This window comes from Rhodobacter capsulatus, from assembly GCF_003254295.1.
GTDB lineage: Bacteria > Pseudomonadota > Alphaproteobacteria > Rhodobacterales > Rhodobacteraceae > Rhodobacter > Rhodobacter capsulatus.
In genome coordinates, this window is sequence record NZ_QKZO01000003.1 from 1 (window position 1) to 13,284 (window position 13,284).

Sequence of the window (13,284 nt, forward strand, 5' to 3'; positions counted from 1 at the left end):
GGTACGCGAGCTTCTCCTGATACTTGACTTGGACAGATGGCTTCTTCCTCGGTTTGGTGGTCATAGCGTTGGCTAAACACCCGATCCCATCCCGAACTCGGCCGTTAAGGGCCAACACGCCGATGGTACTGCGTCTCAAGACGTGGGAGAGTAGGTCACCGCCAAACCTAGTAAGAAGCCAAAGTTCTCTCAAAACGATACCAATAAACCCCGATCGCAAACAAAGCCCTCGGGACATAACGCGGGGTGGAGCAGCCCGGTAGCTCGTCAGGCTCATAACCTGAAGGCCGCAGGTTCAAATCCTGCCCCCGCAACCAAAATATACAAACAAGATCAATGCGTTATGCCTCGCCCTCGCGGGGCCCTTTGCATTTGCGCAAAACCCGTGGAAGCACTGTGGAAGCAGAAGGTGCTACATCGGCGCCAAGCAAACGCTGTGGCCGTAACGCAACATGCGGTAATAACTTCCGCACGACGCGATGCCCTATTCCCTCAACCGATACACCTCAGAAGGGCCATAACGATCCTGTAGGCTGGCTCGTAACAAGCCAGCACCCTTGGGTCGGGGTCCACCTCGCCGTGCAGCAGGGCGTTGCGCATGGTGTAGACCGTTTCGATCAGCCCCGAGAGCAATTCCTCAGGCGTGCATTGAAACTCCGTCGCCCCAACTTGCAGGCGTTCGGCCCCGCCGCGCAAAAGGTCGCGCATGGGGCGCGGGTTCCCGTTGCGCCAGGTCGTGCGCTCGCCGCTGCGCTCATGCCGACCGGCGCCGATCAGGCCTTCGACATCCTTCTTCGCTACGATCGATCCACTGGATCGATCGCTTTACGCTCGAAGTCCATGAGCAGCGGCAAGACGGCCTCGGCGAGGCTGCGTGAGGCAAATCGCCCTGATCGTGCTTGGCCATCAGCTCGGACAGGTCCATGCCTCGCCATGGTCACTCGAACCCGTGGCGTTCCCATGGCTCGATCTTGGTCATCGGGGGCTCCGTAGGGTTCGTAGTTGAAGCGTCGAAACTCCACCTTGATCTTACACCTCGATGGCCACCCGGGATCACACCGCTGGCGGCGATGAAATTACACCATTTAGCGTAATCGCCATACCGAACTACCTCATCTCGTATCGAGAAAGCCACTGGATGCTTTGGCAGCTGCTGAGGCCAGGAAAAGGAGGATTTGGAATGGGAGTGTACGCTGCATTGGATGTGTCGCAGGAAGAGACGGCAATCTGCGTGGTGGACGCGGACGGCATGATCCTGGGCGAAGCGAAGGTGCCGACCTGTCCTGACGCCATCGACCGTTGGCTGCGTGACCGGTTCGATGATGTCGAACGGGTCGGAATGGAAACCGGTCCGCTTGCCGTCTGGCTCTGGAACGCCTTGGCTGAGCGCACCCTCCCGATCATCTGCTTGGACGCGCGTCATGCCCACGGCGTCCTGAAGATGATGCCGAACAAGACGGACCGGCATGATGCCCGTGGGCTTGCCCAGATCGTACGCACGGGTTGGTTCAAGGCCGTGCAGATCAAGAGCCACGCTGCCTATGTCAACCGGGCCATGTTGACGGCGCGCGAAGCGCTTGTCGGCATGCGCGTTCGGCTGGAGAACGAGATCAGGGGGCTCCTGAAAACCTTCGGCGTGATGTTCGGCAAACGGGTGGGTGGGTTCAAGCGCCGCGCCGAGGAAATCTTCGACAACGAATTGTCGGTTGCTCCCGAGCTCGTTCCCGTCTTCGCGGCTCTCATGCAGGCGAGGCGGGACATTCTGACCCAGATAGCGGCTTTGGACAGTCGTATCCGGGCCGTTGCCAAGACCCACGAGACGGTCCGCCTGTTGATGACGGCGCCGGGTGTCGGCGCCATAACGGCCATGGCGGTGGTCGCTGCCTTCGATGATGCCTCACGCTTCCGAAGATCCTCCAGCGTGGGCGCCTATCTGGGACTGACACCGAGGCGATACGAATCCGGCGAAGTCAGTCGAAACGGTCGAGTTTCCAAACGCGGCGACACATTCACGCGAAAATGCCTGTACGAGGCGGCGAACGCGATCTTCTGTCGTGCCATCGGTGGCCACCGTCTCCGTGACTGGGCCAAGGCAATTGCCGAGAGGACAGGGCCGCGGAAAGCCAAGGTGGCGCTCGCGAGGAAGCTCGCGGTGATCCTGCACGCCATGTGGATCAACAACACGCCCTACCGGGAGGCGGCAATGCCGTGACAACGCCGCTGAAATTGACGCGGGTCCCTCGCGTGTAGAAATGCGTCCAGCCGGGACGCGCGGCGAGGAAGAGATCGCTCCACGGACTGCGGCTCCGACCGCGCACACCATTTCGATCCTTCCAACCCTGAACGCAAAAATGCGGCCCCGAGCGGTGACCGCGGAGAGAATCTCAGAGCCCGGCGCGCAGGACAAAACAAAGGGAGATCAGCACTTGACCAAGGCGATTAGAGAAGCACCGTGGACACTGCCGCGGAGGGCCCGGAGGGATGGCGATCGATACCGTGTCAAGAAACCATGAACCGGGGCGCCGTGTCGCGATGCCTGCCGTCTGCCGGAAAAGACTTGCCTGGCGCTCGAAGCTGGACCTCCTGCGGATCATCCCTTACCATCAGAATGGTCTGCTCGCTCGCAGCGGCATCTACCCCATCGACATTCTGGAGGATCTACGCATGCAGTTCGTTTCTTTCAAATCCCTTGCGGGAGCCGCGCTTGCGGTCGGCCTGATGGCGCAGGGAGTTGTGGCGCAAGACCTGCAGTTTTTCAGGATCGGAACCGGAGGCACGGCCGGGACCTACTACCCGATCGGCGGTCTGATCGCGAACGCGATTTCCAATCCGCCGGGATCGCGCGCCTGCGAGGATGGTGGATCTTGCGGCGTGCCCGGGCTGATCGCCACTGCGGTGGCCTCGAACGGGTCGGTCGGCAACGTGAATTCGATCAACGGCGGCACGCTTGAGGCAGGCTTCAGCCAGTCCGACGTCGCCTTCTGGGCGCAGACCGGAACCGGCATCTGGGAAGGTCAGCCGCCGGTCGAAAAGCTGCGGCTGATCGCGACCCTTTACCCCGAAAGCATCCATCTGGTCGCCACCAAGGCGTCGGGCATCACCTCGGTCGCCGATCTCAAGGGCAAGCGGGTGTCGCTTGACGAGCCGGGATCGGGCACGCTGGTCGATGCCAAGATCATTCTGGGCGCGTTCGGCCTGACCGAAGCCGACATCACGCCGGAATATCTGAAACCCGATCAGGCCTCTGACCGGATGCGCGACAGGGCGATGGACGCGTTCTTCTTCGTGGGCGGCTATCCGGCCGGTGCGATCGCCGAACTGTCCAGCCAGCACGAGGTGGTGATGGTTCCGATCACCGGCCCCGAGGTCGATGCGCTGCGCGCCCAATACAAGTTCTTCGCCAATGACGTGGTTCCGGCGGGCACCTACAAGGGCCAGGACGCCGAAGTGCCCACCCTGTCGGTCGGCGCGCAGCTGGTGACCTCGGCCGATCTCTCCGAAGAGCTGGTCTACGGCATCACCAAGGCGATGTTCAACGAAACCACCCAGAAGCTGTTTGCCAACGGTCATTCCAAGGGCAAGTTCATCACGCTGGAAAATGCGGTGCAGGGTGCGGGGATCCCGTTCCATCCGGGTGCCGAAAAGTTCTATAGGGAAGTCGGCGCGATCAAGTGATCGGCCTGTTCTGAATCGACCGGGAACGCGATCGCAACAGCCGATCGCGTTTCTTTCACTACACGAGCCTTGAGGATACCCCGATGAGTGACGGCAAACGCGCGATGACCGCAGCGGAGCTTGCAGCGATCGAAGAACAGTTCGATCCCGAAGCGCGCTTTCGCACTGTCACGCGGCCCGTGGCCACTCTGGCGGGGGTGATCCTCTTCGCGCTGGCCTGCTATCACTACTATACCTCCGGTTTCGGCATTCCGCGCGCCACCACCCATCGCGGCATCCACATGGGGGTGTCGCTGCTTCTGATCTTCCTCAGCTTTGCCGCGCTGTCATCACGGCGACACAGGACACACGGTTTTGCCGTGCTTGGCCTGCCGGTCACGGACTGGCTTTTCGGCCTCGGGGCAGTGGTCAGCGCGCTTTATGTGCCCTGGATCTATGATCAGCTCGCCTTCCGCATCGGCAATCCGCTGCAGATCGACGTGGTCATGGGGACGATCCTTCTGGTGACCCTGTTCGAGGCCGTGCGCCGGTCGATGGGCTGGCCCTTGCCCCTCATCGCGCTGATGTTCATCGGATATGCCTATTTCGGCCAGTCGATGCCGGGGATCTTCGTGCATCCCGGAGCGGACTGGTCGGGGATCGTCAACCACCTTTACCTTTCGTCACAGGGTGTCTACGGCACCGCGCTGGGGGTCATCGCGACCTATGTGTTCCATTTCGTGCTGTTCGGGGCGATGGCGCAGCGTATCGGACTGGGGCAGCTCTTCATCGACCTGGCGACGGCGCTGACCGGGCGCTTTTCCGGCGGGCCGGCGAAAGTGTCGGTGGTGTCTTCGGCGCTTCTGGGGTCGATCTCGGGCTCGTCCATCGCCAACACGGTGACCACCGGCGCGCTGACCATTCCCACGATGATCAAGATCGGCTTCCGGCGTCATTTCGCGGCGGCGGTCGAGGCGGCCTCGTCCACCGGCGGTCAGATCACCCCGCCGGTGATGGGGGCGGTGGCGTTCCTGATGGTCGAGTATCTGGGCATCCCGCTGCGCACCATCCTGATTGCGGCCATCGTGCCCGCCTTCATGCACTTTTTCGGGGTGCTGGTTCAGGTGCATCTGGAGGCGAAGCGACTGGGCATCCGCGGCCTGCGCAAGGAAGAATTGCCGAACGCCATGCAGGTGCTGCGCAAGGGCTGGCTGGCGATGCTGCCGCTGATCCTGCTGGTTTACATGCTGATGTCGGGGCGCACGCCGTTTCTGGCCGCCTTCTGGGCGATCACCGCCTGTATCGTGATCTATGCCATTCAGCGGGTGATGGCGGCGGGGCTGGCCAAGGGCGCCCGCGAGTTTGCGGCGGGCATCTACGAGAGCTTCATCTCGGGCGCCAAGGGCGCGCTTGCCGTGACGGCGGCGGCGGCGCTGGTGGGGGTTGTCATCGGCGTTGTCACGCTGACGGGCATCGGCTTCAAGATCGCGTTCATGCTGACCGGCGTGGCCCAGGGTTGGGCCGAAAGCACCCATGCTTTCCTCGCCTTCCTGCCGATCGAACTGTTCAGCATGTCCACGCTCGCGCTCTTGTTCACGCTGATGATGACGGCGGTGGTCTGCATCTTGATGGGCTGCGGGATTCCGACGACGGCAAACTATATCATCATGGTCGCCGTGGCTGCCCCGGTCCTCTCGATGATGAATGTCGAGCCGCTCGTGGCGCATTTCTTCGTGTTCTACTTCGGCGTGCTGGCGGATGTGACGCCCCCGGTGGCGATGGCCGCCTATGCCGCCGCAGGGATCGCCGGGGCCAATGCGTTCAAGGCCGGCAACACCGCGTTCCGCCTTTCGATGGGCAAGGCGCTGGTGCCGTTCATGTTCGTGTTCTCGCCGTCCTTGCTGCTGGTGACGGCAGATTTCAGCTGGGGGTCGTTCGCGCTGGCGTTTAGCGGGGCAGTCCTCGGCATCATCGCGCTGTCGGCGGCCATCACCAACTGGCTGCTGCGCCCGCTGCTGCTGATCGAGCGGGTGGCGCTGCCGATTGCGGCGCTGCTGATGATCGCGCCCGAGATGGTTTCCACCGCGATCGGGGCGGTCATCCTGATGGCGGTGACCCTGCGTCAGTGGCTTGCGGGCCGAGCCCGATCTCCCGCCGTCCCCTGACAGGACCGCCGGAAAGAGCTGCGATGAGGGCCGCAATCAGATCCCCGAGATGGCGTGAACGGGGTGTTCAGGGCGACCTACGCCATCGAAAAGGAAATCCCGCAGCCGCAGCTGGCCGTCGCATTCGGGTTTTGCACCACGAACCGCGCCCCGATCAGCTCTTGCGTGTAGTCGATCACCGCATCTTGCAAAAACGGCAGGCTGACCGGGTCGATCAGCACGCGCTGGCCTTCCCCCTCGATCACCAGATCATCGGGCGCGGCAACCTCTTCCAGTTTCAGGTCATATTGAAACCCCGAACAGCCGCCGCCCTCGACCGCGACGCGCAGCGCCCTGGGCGTGGCTTCCTGCGCATTCAGTTTCGCCAGACGCGCAAAGGCGCGGGGGGTGACTTTCGGCGGCAATAGCATCGGGTTGGACCTGTTCTGTTGTTCCCTTTAGAGTATAGGAGGGGGCATGCCCTGCGACAAGGTGAGGTGAGAGATGCTGCAACCCTATGCCTGCAATCCCGAGGCCAGCCGGGGCCGGCTTTTCGCCGAAAGCTATTCCACCTTCCGCACTCCGTTTCAGCGCGACCGCGACCGGATCATCCATTCCTCGGCGTTCCGGCGGCTGAAACACAAGACCCAGGTCTTTGTCGAACACGAGGGCGATTATTACCGCACCCGGCTGACCCATACGATCGAGGTGGCGCAGGTGGCGCGCACGATCGCAGGCGCGCTCGGTCTGAACACCGATCTGGCCGAGGCGGTTGCCTTGGCGCATGATCTGGGCCATCCGCCCTTCGGCCATACCGGCGAGGATGCGCTGGCGCTCTTGATGGAGCCTTACGGCGGGTTCGATCACAACGCCCAGGCGCTGCGGATCGTGACGCGGCTCGAACGCCATTACGCCGATTTCGACGGGCTCAATCTGACCTGGGAGACGCTCGAGGGCATCGCCAAGCACAACGGCCCGGTGGCGCAGCCGTGGAATTACGCCCTGGCCGAGGTGAATGCGCAATGGGATCTGGAACTGACCACCAATGCCAGCGCCGAGGCGCAGGTGGCGGCGGTGGCCGATGACTGCGCCTACAACCACCATGACCTGCACGACGGCCTGCGCGCCGGGCTGTTCACCGAAGCCGACCTGTGCGACTTGCCGGTTCTGGGCGAGTGTTTTGCCACGGTGGACAAGCTTTACCCGGGGCTTGATCCGATGCGGCGCCGCCACGAGGCCTTGCGGCGGGTCTTCGGCGTGATGGTCGAAGACGTGATCGCGGTGGCGAAGAACCGGCTTGACGCTTTGCGACCGCGCCATGTCGACGAGATCCGCGCGATGCAGGGGCCGATCATCCGGTTTTCCAAGCCGCTTTACCAGAACATCAAGGCGATCAAGGGGTTCCTGTTCACCCGGATGTATCGCGCGCCGACCGTGGTGGTGGAACGGCAGCGGGTGACGGCGATGGTGAATGCGCTTTTCCCGCTTTTCCTTGAGCGCCCCGAGCTTCTGCCCGAGGATTGGCAGGCCGATGTCGCCCGCGCGCGGGCCAAGGGGAATTCGGAACTGGCGCGCACGGTTCTGGATTACGTCGCGGGCATGACCGACCGCTTCGCGATCCAGGAACATCACCGGCTCTTCGGCGAGGACTGAGCGCGCAGTCGCGTATTTGCGCCAAGAAAAAACACATGGGTTTCCTTGGTGCAAATACGCCCTTCGTCACGCGCGCAAAATGCGCCGCCCCCCGGGGCAAGGGGACGGCGCACCGGTCTCAGCCCCTGTCGGCGTCGTAGTCGCCTTCGTGACCGAAGGCGTCCTTGTTCGCCTTTTTCTGGATCTTGATGTCGCCGGGGCTCGCGCCCTCCTCGGTCATCCGGGTGATGATCTTGTCGGCGGCCTTCTGACGTTTCTTGTCCATCACATCGTCGTCGGACATGGCATCCTCCAAACTGTTCAGACATGCGGCCTGTGCCGCGCCGTCAGTCTAACACAACTTTAACGCGTGCGCCATGCCTTCCGGCGCGGGGCCCTTATTGCATCATTTCCTTCGTCGCCGACAGCTTCACGCCCTCATAATCCCGCACCACCCGATCAATGTCCCATTGCAGCCGGGTCAGGAAGACGATGTCGCCATCGTGGTCCGTCGCGATATGCTGCTTGTTCACGTTGACCAGTTTCTCGACCGTGTCCTTCGGCCCCAGCACCCAGCGGGCACTGGTGAATTGCGAGCTCTCAAACCGCACCGGAATGCCGTATTCGATCTCGATCCGGCTCGCCAGCACGTCGAATTGCAGCGCGCCGACGACGCCGACGATGAAGCCCGAGCCGATCATCGGCTTGAAAACCTTGGCCGCGCCTTCCTCGGCGAATTGCATCAGCGCCTTTTCCAGATGCTTGCCCTTCATCGGATCGGTCGAGCGCACGGCCTGCAGCAGTTCCGGCGCGAAACTCGGAATGCCGGTGAAGCGCAGCTTTTCCCCCTCGGTCAGCGCGTCGCCGATGCGCAATTGCCCGTGGTTCGGAATGCCGATGATGTCGCCCGCCCAGGCCTCCTCGGCCAGTTCGCGGTCGGCGGCCAGAAACAGCACCGGGTTCGAGACCGCCATCGGCTTGCCCGAGCGCACATGCAAAAGCTTCATGCCGCGCTCGAAATGCCCCGAGGCCAGACGCACGAAGGCGACGCGGTCGCGGTGCTTCGGATCCATGTTCGCCTGCACCTTGAAGACGAAGCCGGTGACCGGGGTTTCGTCCGAGGCAATCTGCCGCTCGGCTGCCTTTTGCGGCTGCGGCTCGGGGCCGTATGCGCCCATGCCGTCCATCAACTCCTTGACGCCAAAGGAATTGATCGCCGAGCCGAACCAGATCGGCGTCATGTGGCCTTCCAGAAAGCTTTGCCGGTCGAAGGCGGGCAGAAGCTCGCGCGCCATCGCCACTTCCTCGCGCAGCTTGGCCAGCAGATCGGCGGGCACATGATCGGCGAGCTTCGGATCGTCGAGCCCGTCGATCTTGATGCTTTCCGCCACCCGGTTGCGGTCGGCGCGGTCCATCAGCTCGAGCCGGTCGTGCAGGATGTCGTAGCAGCCCAGAAACTCGCGCCCCATCCCGATCGGCCAGCTGGCCGGGGCAACGTCGATGGCGAGGTTTTCCTGAATCTCGTCGATGATCTCGAAGGTGTCGCGGCTTTCGCGGTCCATCTTGTTGCAGAATGTCAGGATCGGCAGATCGCGCAACCGGCAGACCTCGAACAGTTTCCGCGTCTGGCTTTCCACCCCCTTCGCCCCGTCGATCACCATGATCGCGGCGTCAACGGCGGTCAGCGTGCGATAGGTGTCCTCGGAGAAATCCGAGTGGCCGGGCGTGTCGACCAGATTGAAGCGATACTGGCGGAAATCGAAGCTCATCGCCGAGGCCGAGACCGAGATGCCGCGTTCCTGTTCCAGCTTCATGAAGTCCGAACGCGTGCGCCGCGCCTCGCCCTTGGCACGGACTTGCCCCGCCATCTGGATCGCGCCCCCGAACAGCAGGAATTTCTCGGTGAGCGTGGTTTTCCCGGCGTCGGGGTGCGAGATGATCGCAAAGGTCCGGCGGCGGGCGATTTCGGGCGGGAGGGGGGCACGGTTGCTCATGCGCGGCCTTTACCGCAAGGCGGGATTGCGGGCAAGAAGGACGGATTTTTCCCGCCCGGCCTGCGGCAAATTGATCCGGATCATGGCACGCTGCGTAGAATCGTTCCAAGCTTGACCAACGTCGGGCGGGCTTCGTGGGGGAGCCTGTCTTCGGCGGACGGGGGTCGCTTACGCGCCCGACCCCGATCGGAACAGGAGGCTGCCATGGCAAGGGTCGATCCCGCTGCCGGGTCTTTGACTGCGCGCGAAACGGTTCTGTGCCCCTATTGCGGGGTGCCGCTTTTCACCGCCAGGGACCGCGAAAGGCATCTTGACTTGAAGCTGTGCCGTTCCGAGGGCGAGGGGGCCTGGGACTGCGCCGATTGCACCGATCCGCATCCGCGTCCGCAAGGTCGCTGCGATTGCGGGCCTGCGGCGGAATAGCCGCCGAAAGGGTCAGTCCTTCTTGCGAAACAGCGCCTCGCGGCCGACGCGGTCAAGCATCTCGCGCCCGGCCTCGGTGCCGAAATGCGGCGTGTGCGACAGATCGGGCAGGCGGGCCTTGATCTCGGCCGAGAGTTCCTCGGGCATCAGGCTCAGCGTCGCCTCAGACACCTGCAGGCTTTCGACCGGTACGCCCTCGGCATAGACGATCTCGTGCCGGTCGAAAACGAGCGCGAAATAATCGACATAACCGCCTTCGCGGCGCCAGACATGGTCGCCATCGACCAGATGCTTGGCCTGCACGAGGATCTCGGCGGTGTCGCCCAGCCGCTTTTCGCCGCGCCGATACAGGAACACCCGGTGATGCGGCGCGACGATCAGATCGCTTTCATTGCCCAGCGTTCCGGCCGAAATCACCACCGGCGCGAAAGAGCCCAAGGCGCGCAGCGTTGCCCGCGCCACCAGCCGCACCGGCTGCGGGCCGCTGTCGCGCGTCAGCACGCGGTCGCCGGGCGCCAGCGTCTCGATCGGGCGCTGCGCGCCGCCCGCCATGGTGATCAGCGTGCCGGTGGTGAAGGCGATGCAGACCAGATCCGAAAGCCGCACATCGCCCGGATCATCGGTGGCTTCAAGCAGGGTGTAATCGACCCGCGGCGCGATCGGCGACAGCGGCAGGGCATAGAAGATCTGCGTTTCCTCATGCCGGATCAACAGGATATCGACCGTGTCGCCGTCCGGCGTGATGAAGACATGCCGCGCCAGCAGGGCGATCCGGTCGCCTTCGGCGCCCAGTTCCGAACCCGCGCAGATACGCTGCCCGGTGTCGGGATCGGCGGCGATCAGCAGCCGCAGCGGCCGTGCCGCGCGCTCGAGCTGATAGATGTCGCCGGGCTGGCACAGCGCGGCCAGATCAAGCCCGTCGCCCTGATTGGCGCCCGAGGTCACCCAGATCAGATCGGCCTCATAGACGTGGACGACCTGAGGCGGCAGGGAACGCGAGGCGGTCATGGCGGGTCCGGGGAACGAGGGGTTGGGCGAGGATCGCAGCATCTGTTGCAATTTCGGTTAATGCCCGCGCCCCCGCCCGTCAAGGCGCCGCCACGGACCGCCGGGGCAGGGGGGCGCTGCCCCCCTCTGGCTTCGCCATTCACCCCCCGGGATATTTCGGGCAAGATGAAAGGCATCCGGTTTCATCTTGCTGCAAATATCCCGGGGGGAGTCCGCTTGCGGACGGGGGGCAGAGCCCCCCTTACTCCGCCTGTCGTGCCGCGCGCCCGCCGCGGCGCTGGGCCAGACGCGGCGCGCGGGCGGGCAGCTCGGCCATCACCGCGCGGCGCTCTTCGGGGCTCATGCGCGACCAGCGGCCGATCTCGTCGAGCGTGCGCAGGCAGCCGATGCAAAGCCGCTCGGTCGGGTGGATCTGGCAGATCTTCACGCAGGGCGTGTCGATTTCCGCCCGTTTCCAGATCCCGTCGGTATTTTCCGGCGTGTTTTCAGCCATGTGCGCGCCCCAGATGCGCAAGGCGGTCGAGCGCGCCTTGCAAAATGAACCCCGCCGCGACGTGATCGACCAGTTCGGCCCGGCGCTTGCGGGAAAGATCGGCCTCGAGCATCGCGCGTTCGGCCGCCACCGTCGAGAGCCGCTCGTCCCAGAAGGTTATCGGCAAGGGCGTCAGCTTTTCAAGGTTGCGCGCGAAGGCCCGGGTCGATTGCGCCCGCGGCCCCTCGGAGCCGTCCATGTTCACCGGCAGCCCGAGGACGAAACCGACGATCTGCCGCTCGGCCACCGTCTTCATCAGATCCGCCACGTCGAGGGTGAATTTCTCGCGCCGGATCGTGCGCAGCGGCGTCGCGATGCCCCGCAGCGTGTCCGAGACCGAGACCCCGATCGTCTTCGTGCCCAGGTCAAGCCCGGCCAGCGCCCCCACCCGCGGCAGCGCTCCCGCGAAATCGCTGATCTCGGTGCAGATCATGGCGCGGCTCCGATCGTGCCAAGCGGCGTTTGCACCGCCGCCTCGATCTTCGCCAGATCCTCGGCGCGGCCGGTGAATTTCGTCCGCGCCTCGGTGGCGATCGCCGCGGCGCGCTCGGCCTCGCCCAGCACCCGCAGCGAGGAGATCAGCTTCGCCCAATCCTCGGAACTGCCGCCCTCGTTCGCCAGCCGCGCGTTCAGGTTTTCGACCATGCCGCGGATCATCGCCAGACGGTCGGCGGGGGCCATGCCCTCGGCGGCTCGCATCTGCTCGGCCGAGGGGCCCGCGGGCACCGGCAGCGGCGCGGTGTAATCCTGCTCGCCCGCCAGCCAGGCCAGCGTCTCGATCCCCTGCGCGATCTCGGCCACCCAGGGCGCCTCGGGCGGCGAGACGCGCAGCGATGCATCCCACAGCCTGAAGGCCCGGTCGGGGCGGTCGTTCTGCCCCATCATCAGCCCGAGATAGAACAGCGCCAGCCCGTCTTTCGGGTTCATTTCCAGCGCCTTGGCAAAGGCCGCCTCGGCCTCGGCCGTCACCAGCCCGCCCGCGGCGATGGTCATCAGCTCGCCCAGACGGGTGTAATCCGCCGCCTCGGCCCGGTCGCCCTTGAGCGCGACAAGCCGCCGTTGCGCCTCCCATCCGGCGCGGTAATTGCCCAAAGCCATCTCGTTTTCCGAAAGCAGCGCCAGCCCCTGCGGATCATTGGGCCGCGACGCCACCGCCTGACGCAGCCGCTCCATCAGCTCGAGGTATTTCGGATCGGGCTGCGGCACCGGGCTGCCCGCCGCCGTCGCCCGCGCCTCGGCGGCCTTGCGCTCGGCCGCCGCCGTCGCTTCCGCCGCTGCCTGATCGGGGCGGGCCTGATACAGCGTCTCCGCCTCGGCCAGCCGCCCGGCCAGCGGCGCATCGGGCAGACCGGCCGCGCCGATCCGGTCGTAGATCGCGAAGGCCCCGGCCAGCGCCGCGACCGTCAGCGCCGCCGCCGCCACAGTGCCGCGCCGCGGCGCATCGCCCCCCGTCACCGCCGCCTGCAACGCCCGGTCCGCCTCCAGCAGCCGGCGCGAGATTTCCACCCGGCTCCGAGCCGCCTCCTCGGGGCTCAGCACGCCGCGGGCAAGGTCCTTGTCCACCTCGGCCAGTTGCGCGCGATAGACCTGCAGATCCTGCGCCTCGGCGGGCTGGGCCTGGCCGCGCGGGCGGATCAGCGTCAGGGCAAGGGCGAAGGCGATGGCGGCGACCAGCGTCGCGCAGATGATCCAGAACAGCATGGGGTCTCCTATCCTGTATCTCCCATAAGGCTTTTGACGCCGTGCAGAAAGAGACAAGAGCGTGAAAGACCGCCTCACGGCTCTGTGTTGCGGCTCTTGTCAACGATGTCGCTTTTTGCTGCCGATTGCCGCATGGGGGGGGCTTTCGGGGTTCCGGGCGGTTCATCTAAGGTGGAACAGCCAGACTCGGGGCGCG

The 13,284-nt window shown here is 64.6% G+C and carries 12 protein-coding genes, 1 tRNA gene, 1 rRNA gene and 1 pseudogene; 6 read left to right on the forward strand and 9 right to left on the reverse strand.

The window, feature by feature from the left end; all coding sequences use genetic code 11:
• The first annotated feature begins 52 nt into the window (after window positions 1–52).
• Window positions 53–167, forward strand: a 5S ribosomal RNA gene (gene rrf, locus LY44_RS04695).
• 73 nt (window positions 168–240) lie between these two features.
• Window positions 241–317 (forward strand) — tRNA-Met (locus LY44_RS04700).
• Between the two features lie 175 nt (window positions 318–492).
• On the opposite strand, the gene LY44_RS04705 is transcribed toward LY44_RS04700, so the two are convergent.
• Together LY44_RS04705 and LY44_RS18605 are read right to left on the reverse strand one after the other, a co-directional pair.
• Window positions 493–708, reverse strand: a complete 216-nt coding sequence (locus tag LY44_RS04705) for a hypothetical protein (protein WP_055210590.1) — start codon at window positions 706–708, stop codon at window positions 493–495.
• Window positions 709–720: 12 nt separating this feature from the next.
• Window positions 721–925: pseudogene (locus tag LY44_RS18605) on the reverse strand (hypothetical protein); the annotation flags it as partial.
• 255 nt (window positions 926–1,180) lie between these two features.
• Here LY44_RS18605 and LY44_RS04710 point away from each other — a divergent pair.
• From LY44_RS04710 to LY44_RS04720, 3 genes are all read left to right on the forward strand, one after another.
• On the forward strand, window positions 1,181–2,212 hold the full coding sequence (locus tag LY44_RS04710) for an IS110 family RNA-guided transposase (protein WP_055210591.1): 1,032 nt from the start codon (window positions 1,181–1,183) through the stop codon (window positions 2,210–2,212).
• A 452-nt stretch (window positions 2,213–2,664) separates the two neighbouring features.
• A complete protein-coding gene (locus LY44_RS04715) occupies window positions 2,665–3,675 on the forward strand; it encodes a TAXI family TRAP transporter solute-binding subunit (RefSeq protein ID WP_055210693.1) in 1,011 nt (336 codons plus the stop codon).
• An 83-nt stretch (window positions 3,676–3,758) separates the two neighbouring features.
• On the forward strand, window positions 3,759–5,819 hold the full coding sequence (locus tag LY44_RS04720; protein ID WP_055210593.1) for a TRAP transporter permease: 2,061 nt from the start codon (window positions 3,759–3,761) through the stop codon (window positions 5,817–5,819).
• 77 nt (window positions 5,820–5,896) lie between these two features.
• Here LY44_RS04720 and LY44_RS04725 read toward each other — a convergent pair whose 3' ends face one another.
• Window positions 5,897–6,229 carry a HesB/IscA family protein gene (locus tag LY44_RS04725; protein WP_055210595.1) on the reverse strand — a complete coding sequence of 111 codons (333 nt, stop codon included), beginning with the start codon at window positions 6,227–6,229 and terminating at the stop codon, window positions 5,897–5,899.
• A 73-nt stretch (window positions 6,230–6,302) separates the two neighbouring features.
• Between LY44_RS04725 and LY44_RS04730 the strand changes: the two genes are divergently transcribed.
• On the forward strand, window positions 6,303–7,451 hold the full coding sequence (locus tag LY44_RS04730; protein WP_055210597.1) for a deoxyguanosinetriphosphate triphosphohydrolase: 1,149 nt from the start codon (window positions 6,303–6,305) through the stop codon (window positions 7,449–7,451).
• A gap of 118 nt (window positions 7,452–7,569) precedes the next feature.
• Here LY44_RS04730 and LY44_RS17835 read toward each other — a convergent pair whose 3' ends face one another.
• The 6 genes from LY44_RS17835 to ccmI all read right to left on the reverse strand — a co-directional run bounded on the left by LY44_RS17835 (window position 7,570) and on the right by ccmI (window position 13,088).
• Window positions 7,570–7,734, reverse strand: a complete 165-nt coding sequence (locus LY44_RS17835; protein ID WP_160320031.1) for a hypothetical protein — start codon at window positions 7,732–7,734, stop codon at window positions 7,570–7,572.
• 94 nt (window positions 7,735–7,828) lie between these two features.
• Window positions 7,829–9,424 (reverse strand): peptide chain release factor 3, encoded by a 1,596-nt coding sequence (locus LY44_RS04735; RefSeq protein ID WP_055210599.1) that lies wholly within the window; start codon window positions 9,422–9,424, stop codon window positions 7,829–7,831.
• A gap of 435 nt (window positions 9,425–9,859) precedes the next feature.
• A complete protein-coding gene (locus tag LY44_RS04740; RefSeq protein ID WP_055210601.1) occupies window positions 9,860–10,855 on the reverse strand; it encodes a Hint domain-containing protein in 996 nt (331 codons plus the stop codon).
• Window positions 10,856–11,096: 241 nt separating this feature from the next.
• A complete protein-coding gene (locus tag LY44_RS04745; protein ID WP_055210603.1) occupies window positions 11,097–11,348 on the reverse strand; it encodes a DUF1289 domain-containing protein in 252 nt (83 codons plus the stop codon).
• Window positions 11,341–11,820 carry a Holliday junction resolvase RuvX gene (gene ruvX, locus LY44_RS04750; protein WP_055210605.1) on the reverse strand — a complete coding sequence of 160 codons (480 nt, stop codon included), beginning with the start codon at window positions 11,818–11,820 and terminating at the stop codon, window positions 11,341–11,343. The genes LY44_RS04745 and ruvX overlap by 8 nt, the downstream gene beginning before the upstream one ends.
• Entirely contained in the window at window positions 11,817–13,088 is a 1,272-nt protein-coding gene (ccmI, locus tag LY44_RS04755; RefSeq protein ID WP_055210607.1) for a c-type cytochrome biogenesis protein CcmI, read from the reverse strand. Before ccmI ends, ruvX begins: the two co-directional genes overlap by 4 nt.
• Between the last annotated feature and the right edge of the window lie 196 nt (window positions 13,089–13,284).

What these genes read in the sequence shown, in the direction of transcription:
- LY44_RS04705 (WP_055210590.1), bottom strand. Translation starts at nt 708, where the DNA reads ATGCGCGACCTTTTGCGCGGCGGGGCCGAACGCCTGCAAGTTGGGGCG.
- LY44_RS04710 (WP_055210591.1), top strand. Translation starts at nt 1,181, where the DNA reads ATGGGAGTGTACGCTGCATTGGATGTGTCGCAGGAAGAGACGGCAATC.
- LY44_RS04715 (WP_055210693.1), top strand. Translation starts at nt 2,665, where the DNA reads ATGCAGTTCGTTTCTTTCAAATCCCTTGCGGGAGCCGCGCTTGCGGTC.
- LY44_RS04720 (WP_055210593.1), top strand. Translation starts at nt 3,759, where the DNA reads ATGAGTGACGGCAAACGCGCGATGACCGCAGCGGAGCTTGCAGCGATC.
- LY44_RS04725 (WP_055210595.1), bottom strand. Translation starts at nt 6,229, where the DNA reads ATGCTATTGCCGCCGAAAGTCACCCCCCGCGCCTTTGCGCGTCTGGCG.
- LY44_RS04730 (WP_055210597.1), top strand. Translation starts at nt 6,303, where the DNA reads ATGCTGCAACCCTATGCCTGCAATCCCGAGGCCAGCCGGGGCCGGCTT.
- LY44_RS17835 (WP_160320031.1), bottom strand. Translation starts at nt 7,734, where the DNA reads ATGTCCGACGACGATGTGATGGACAAGAAACGTCAGAAGGCCGCCGAC.
- LY44_RS04735 (WP_055210599.1), bottom strand. Translation starts at nt 9,424, where the DNA reads ATGAGCAACCGTGCCCCCCTCCCGCCCGAAATCGCCCGCCGCCGGACC.
- LY44_RS04740 (WP_055210601.1), bottom strand. Translation starts at nt 10,855, where the DNA reads ATGACCGCCTCGCGTTCCCTGCCGCCTCAGGTCGTCCACGTCTATGAG.
- LY44_RS04745 (WP_055210603.1), bottom strand. Translation starts at nt 11,348, where the DNA reads ATGGCTGAAAACACGCCGGAAAATACCGACGGGATCTGGAAACGGGCG.
- ruvX (WP_055210605.1), bottom strand. Translation starts at nt 11,820, where the DNA reads ATGATCTGCACCGAGATCAGCGATTTCGCGGGAGCGCTGCCGCGGGTG.
- ccmI (WP_055210607.1), bottom strand. Translation starts at nt 13,088, where the DNA reads ATGCTGTTCTGGATCATCTGCGCGACGCTGGTCGCCGCCATCGCCTTC.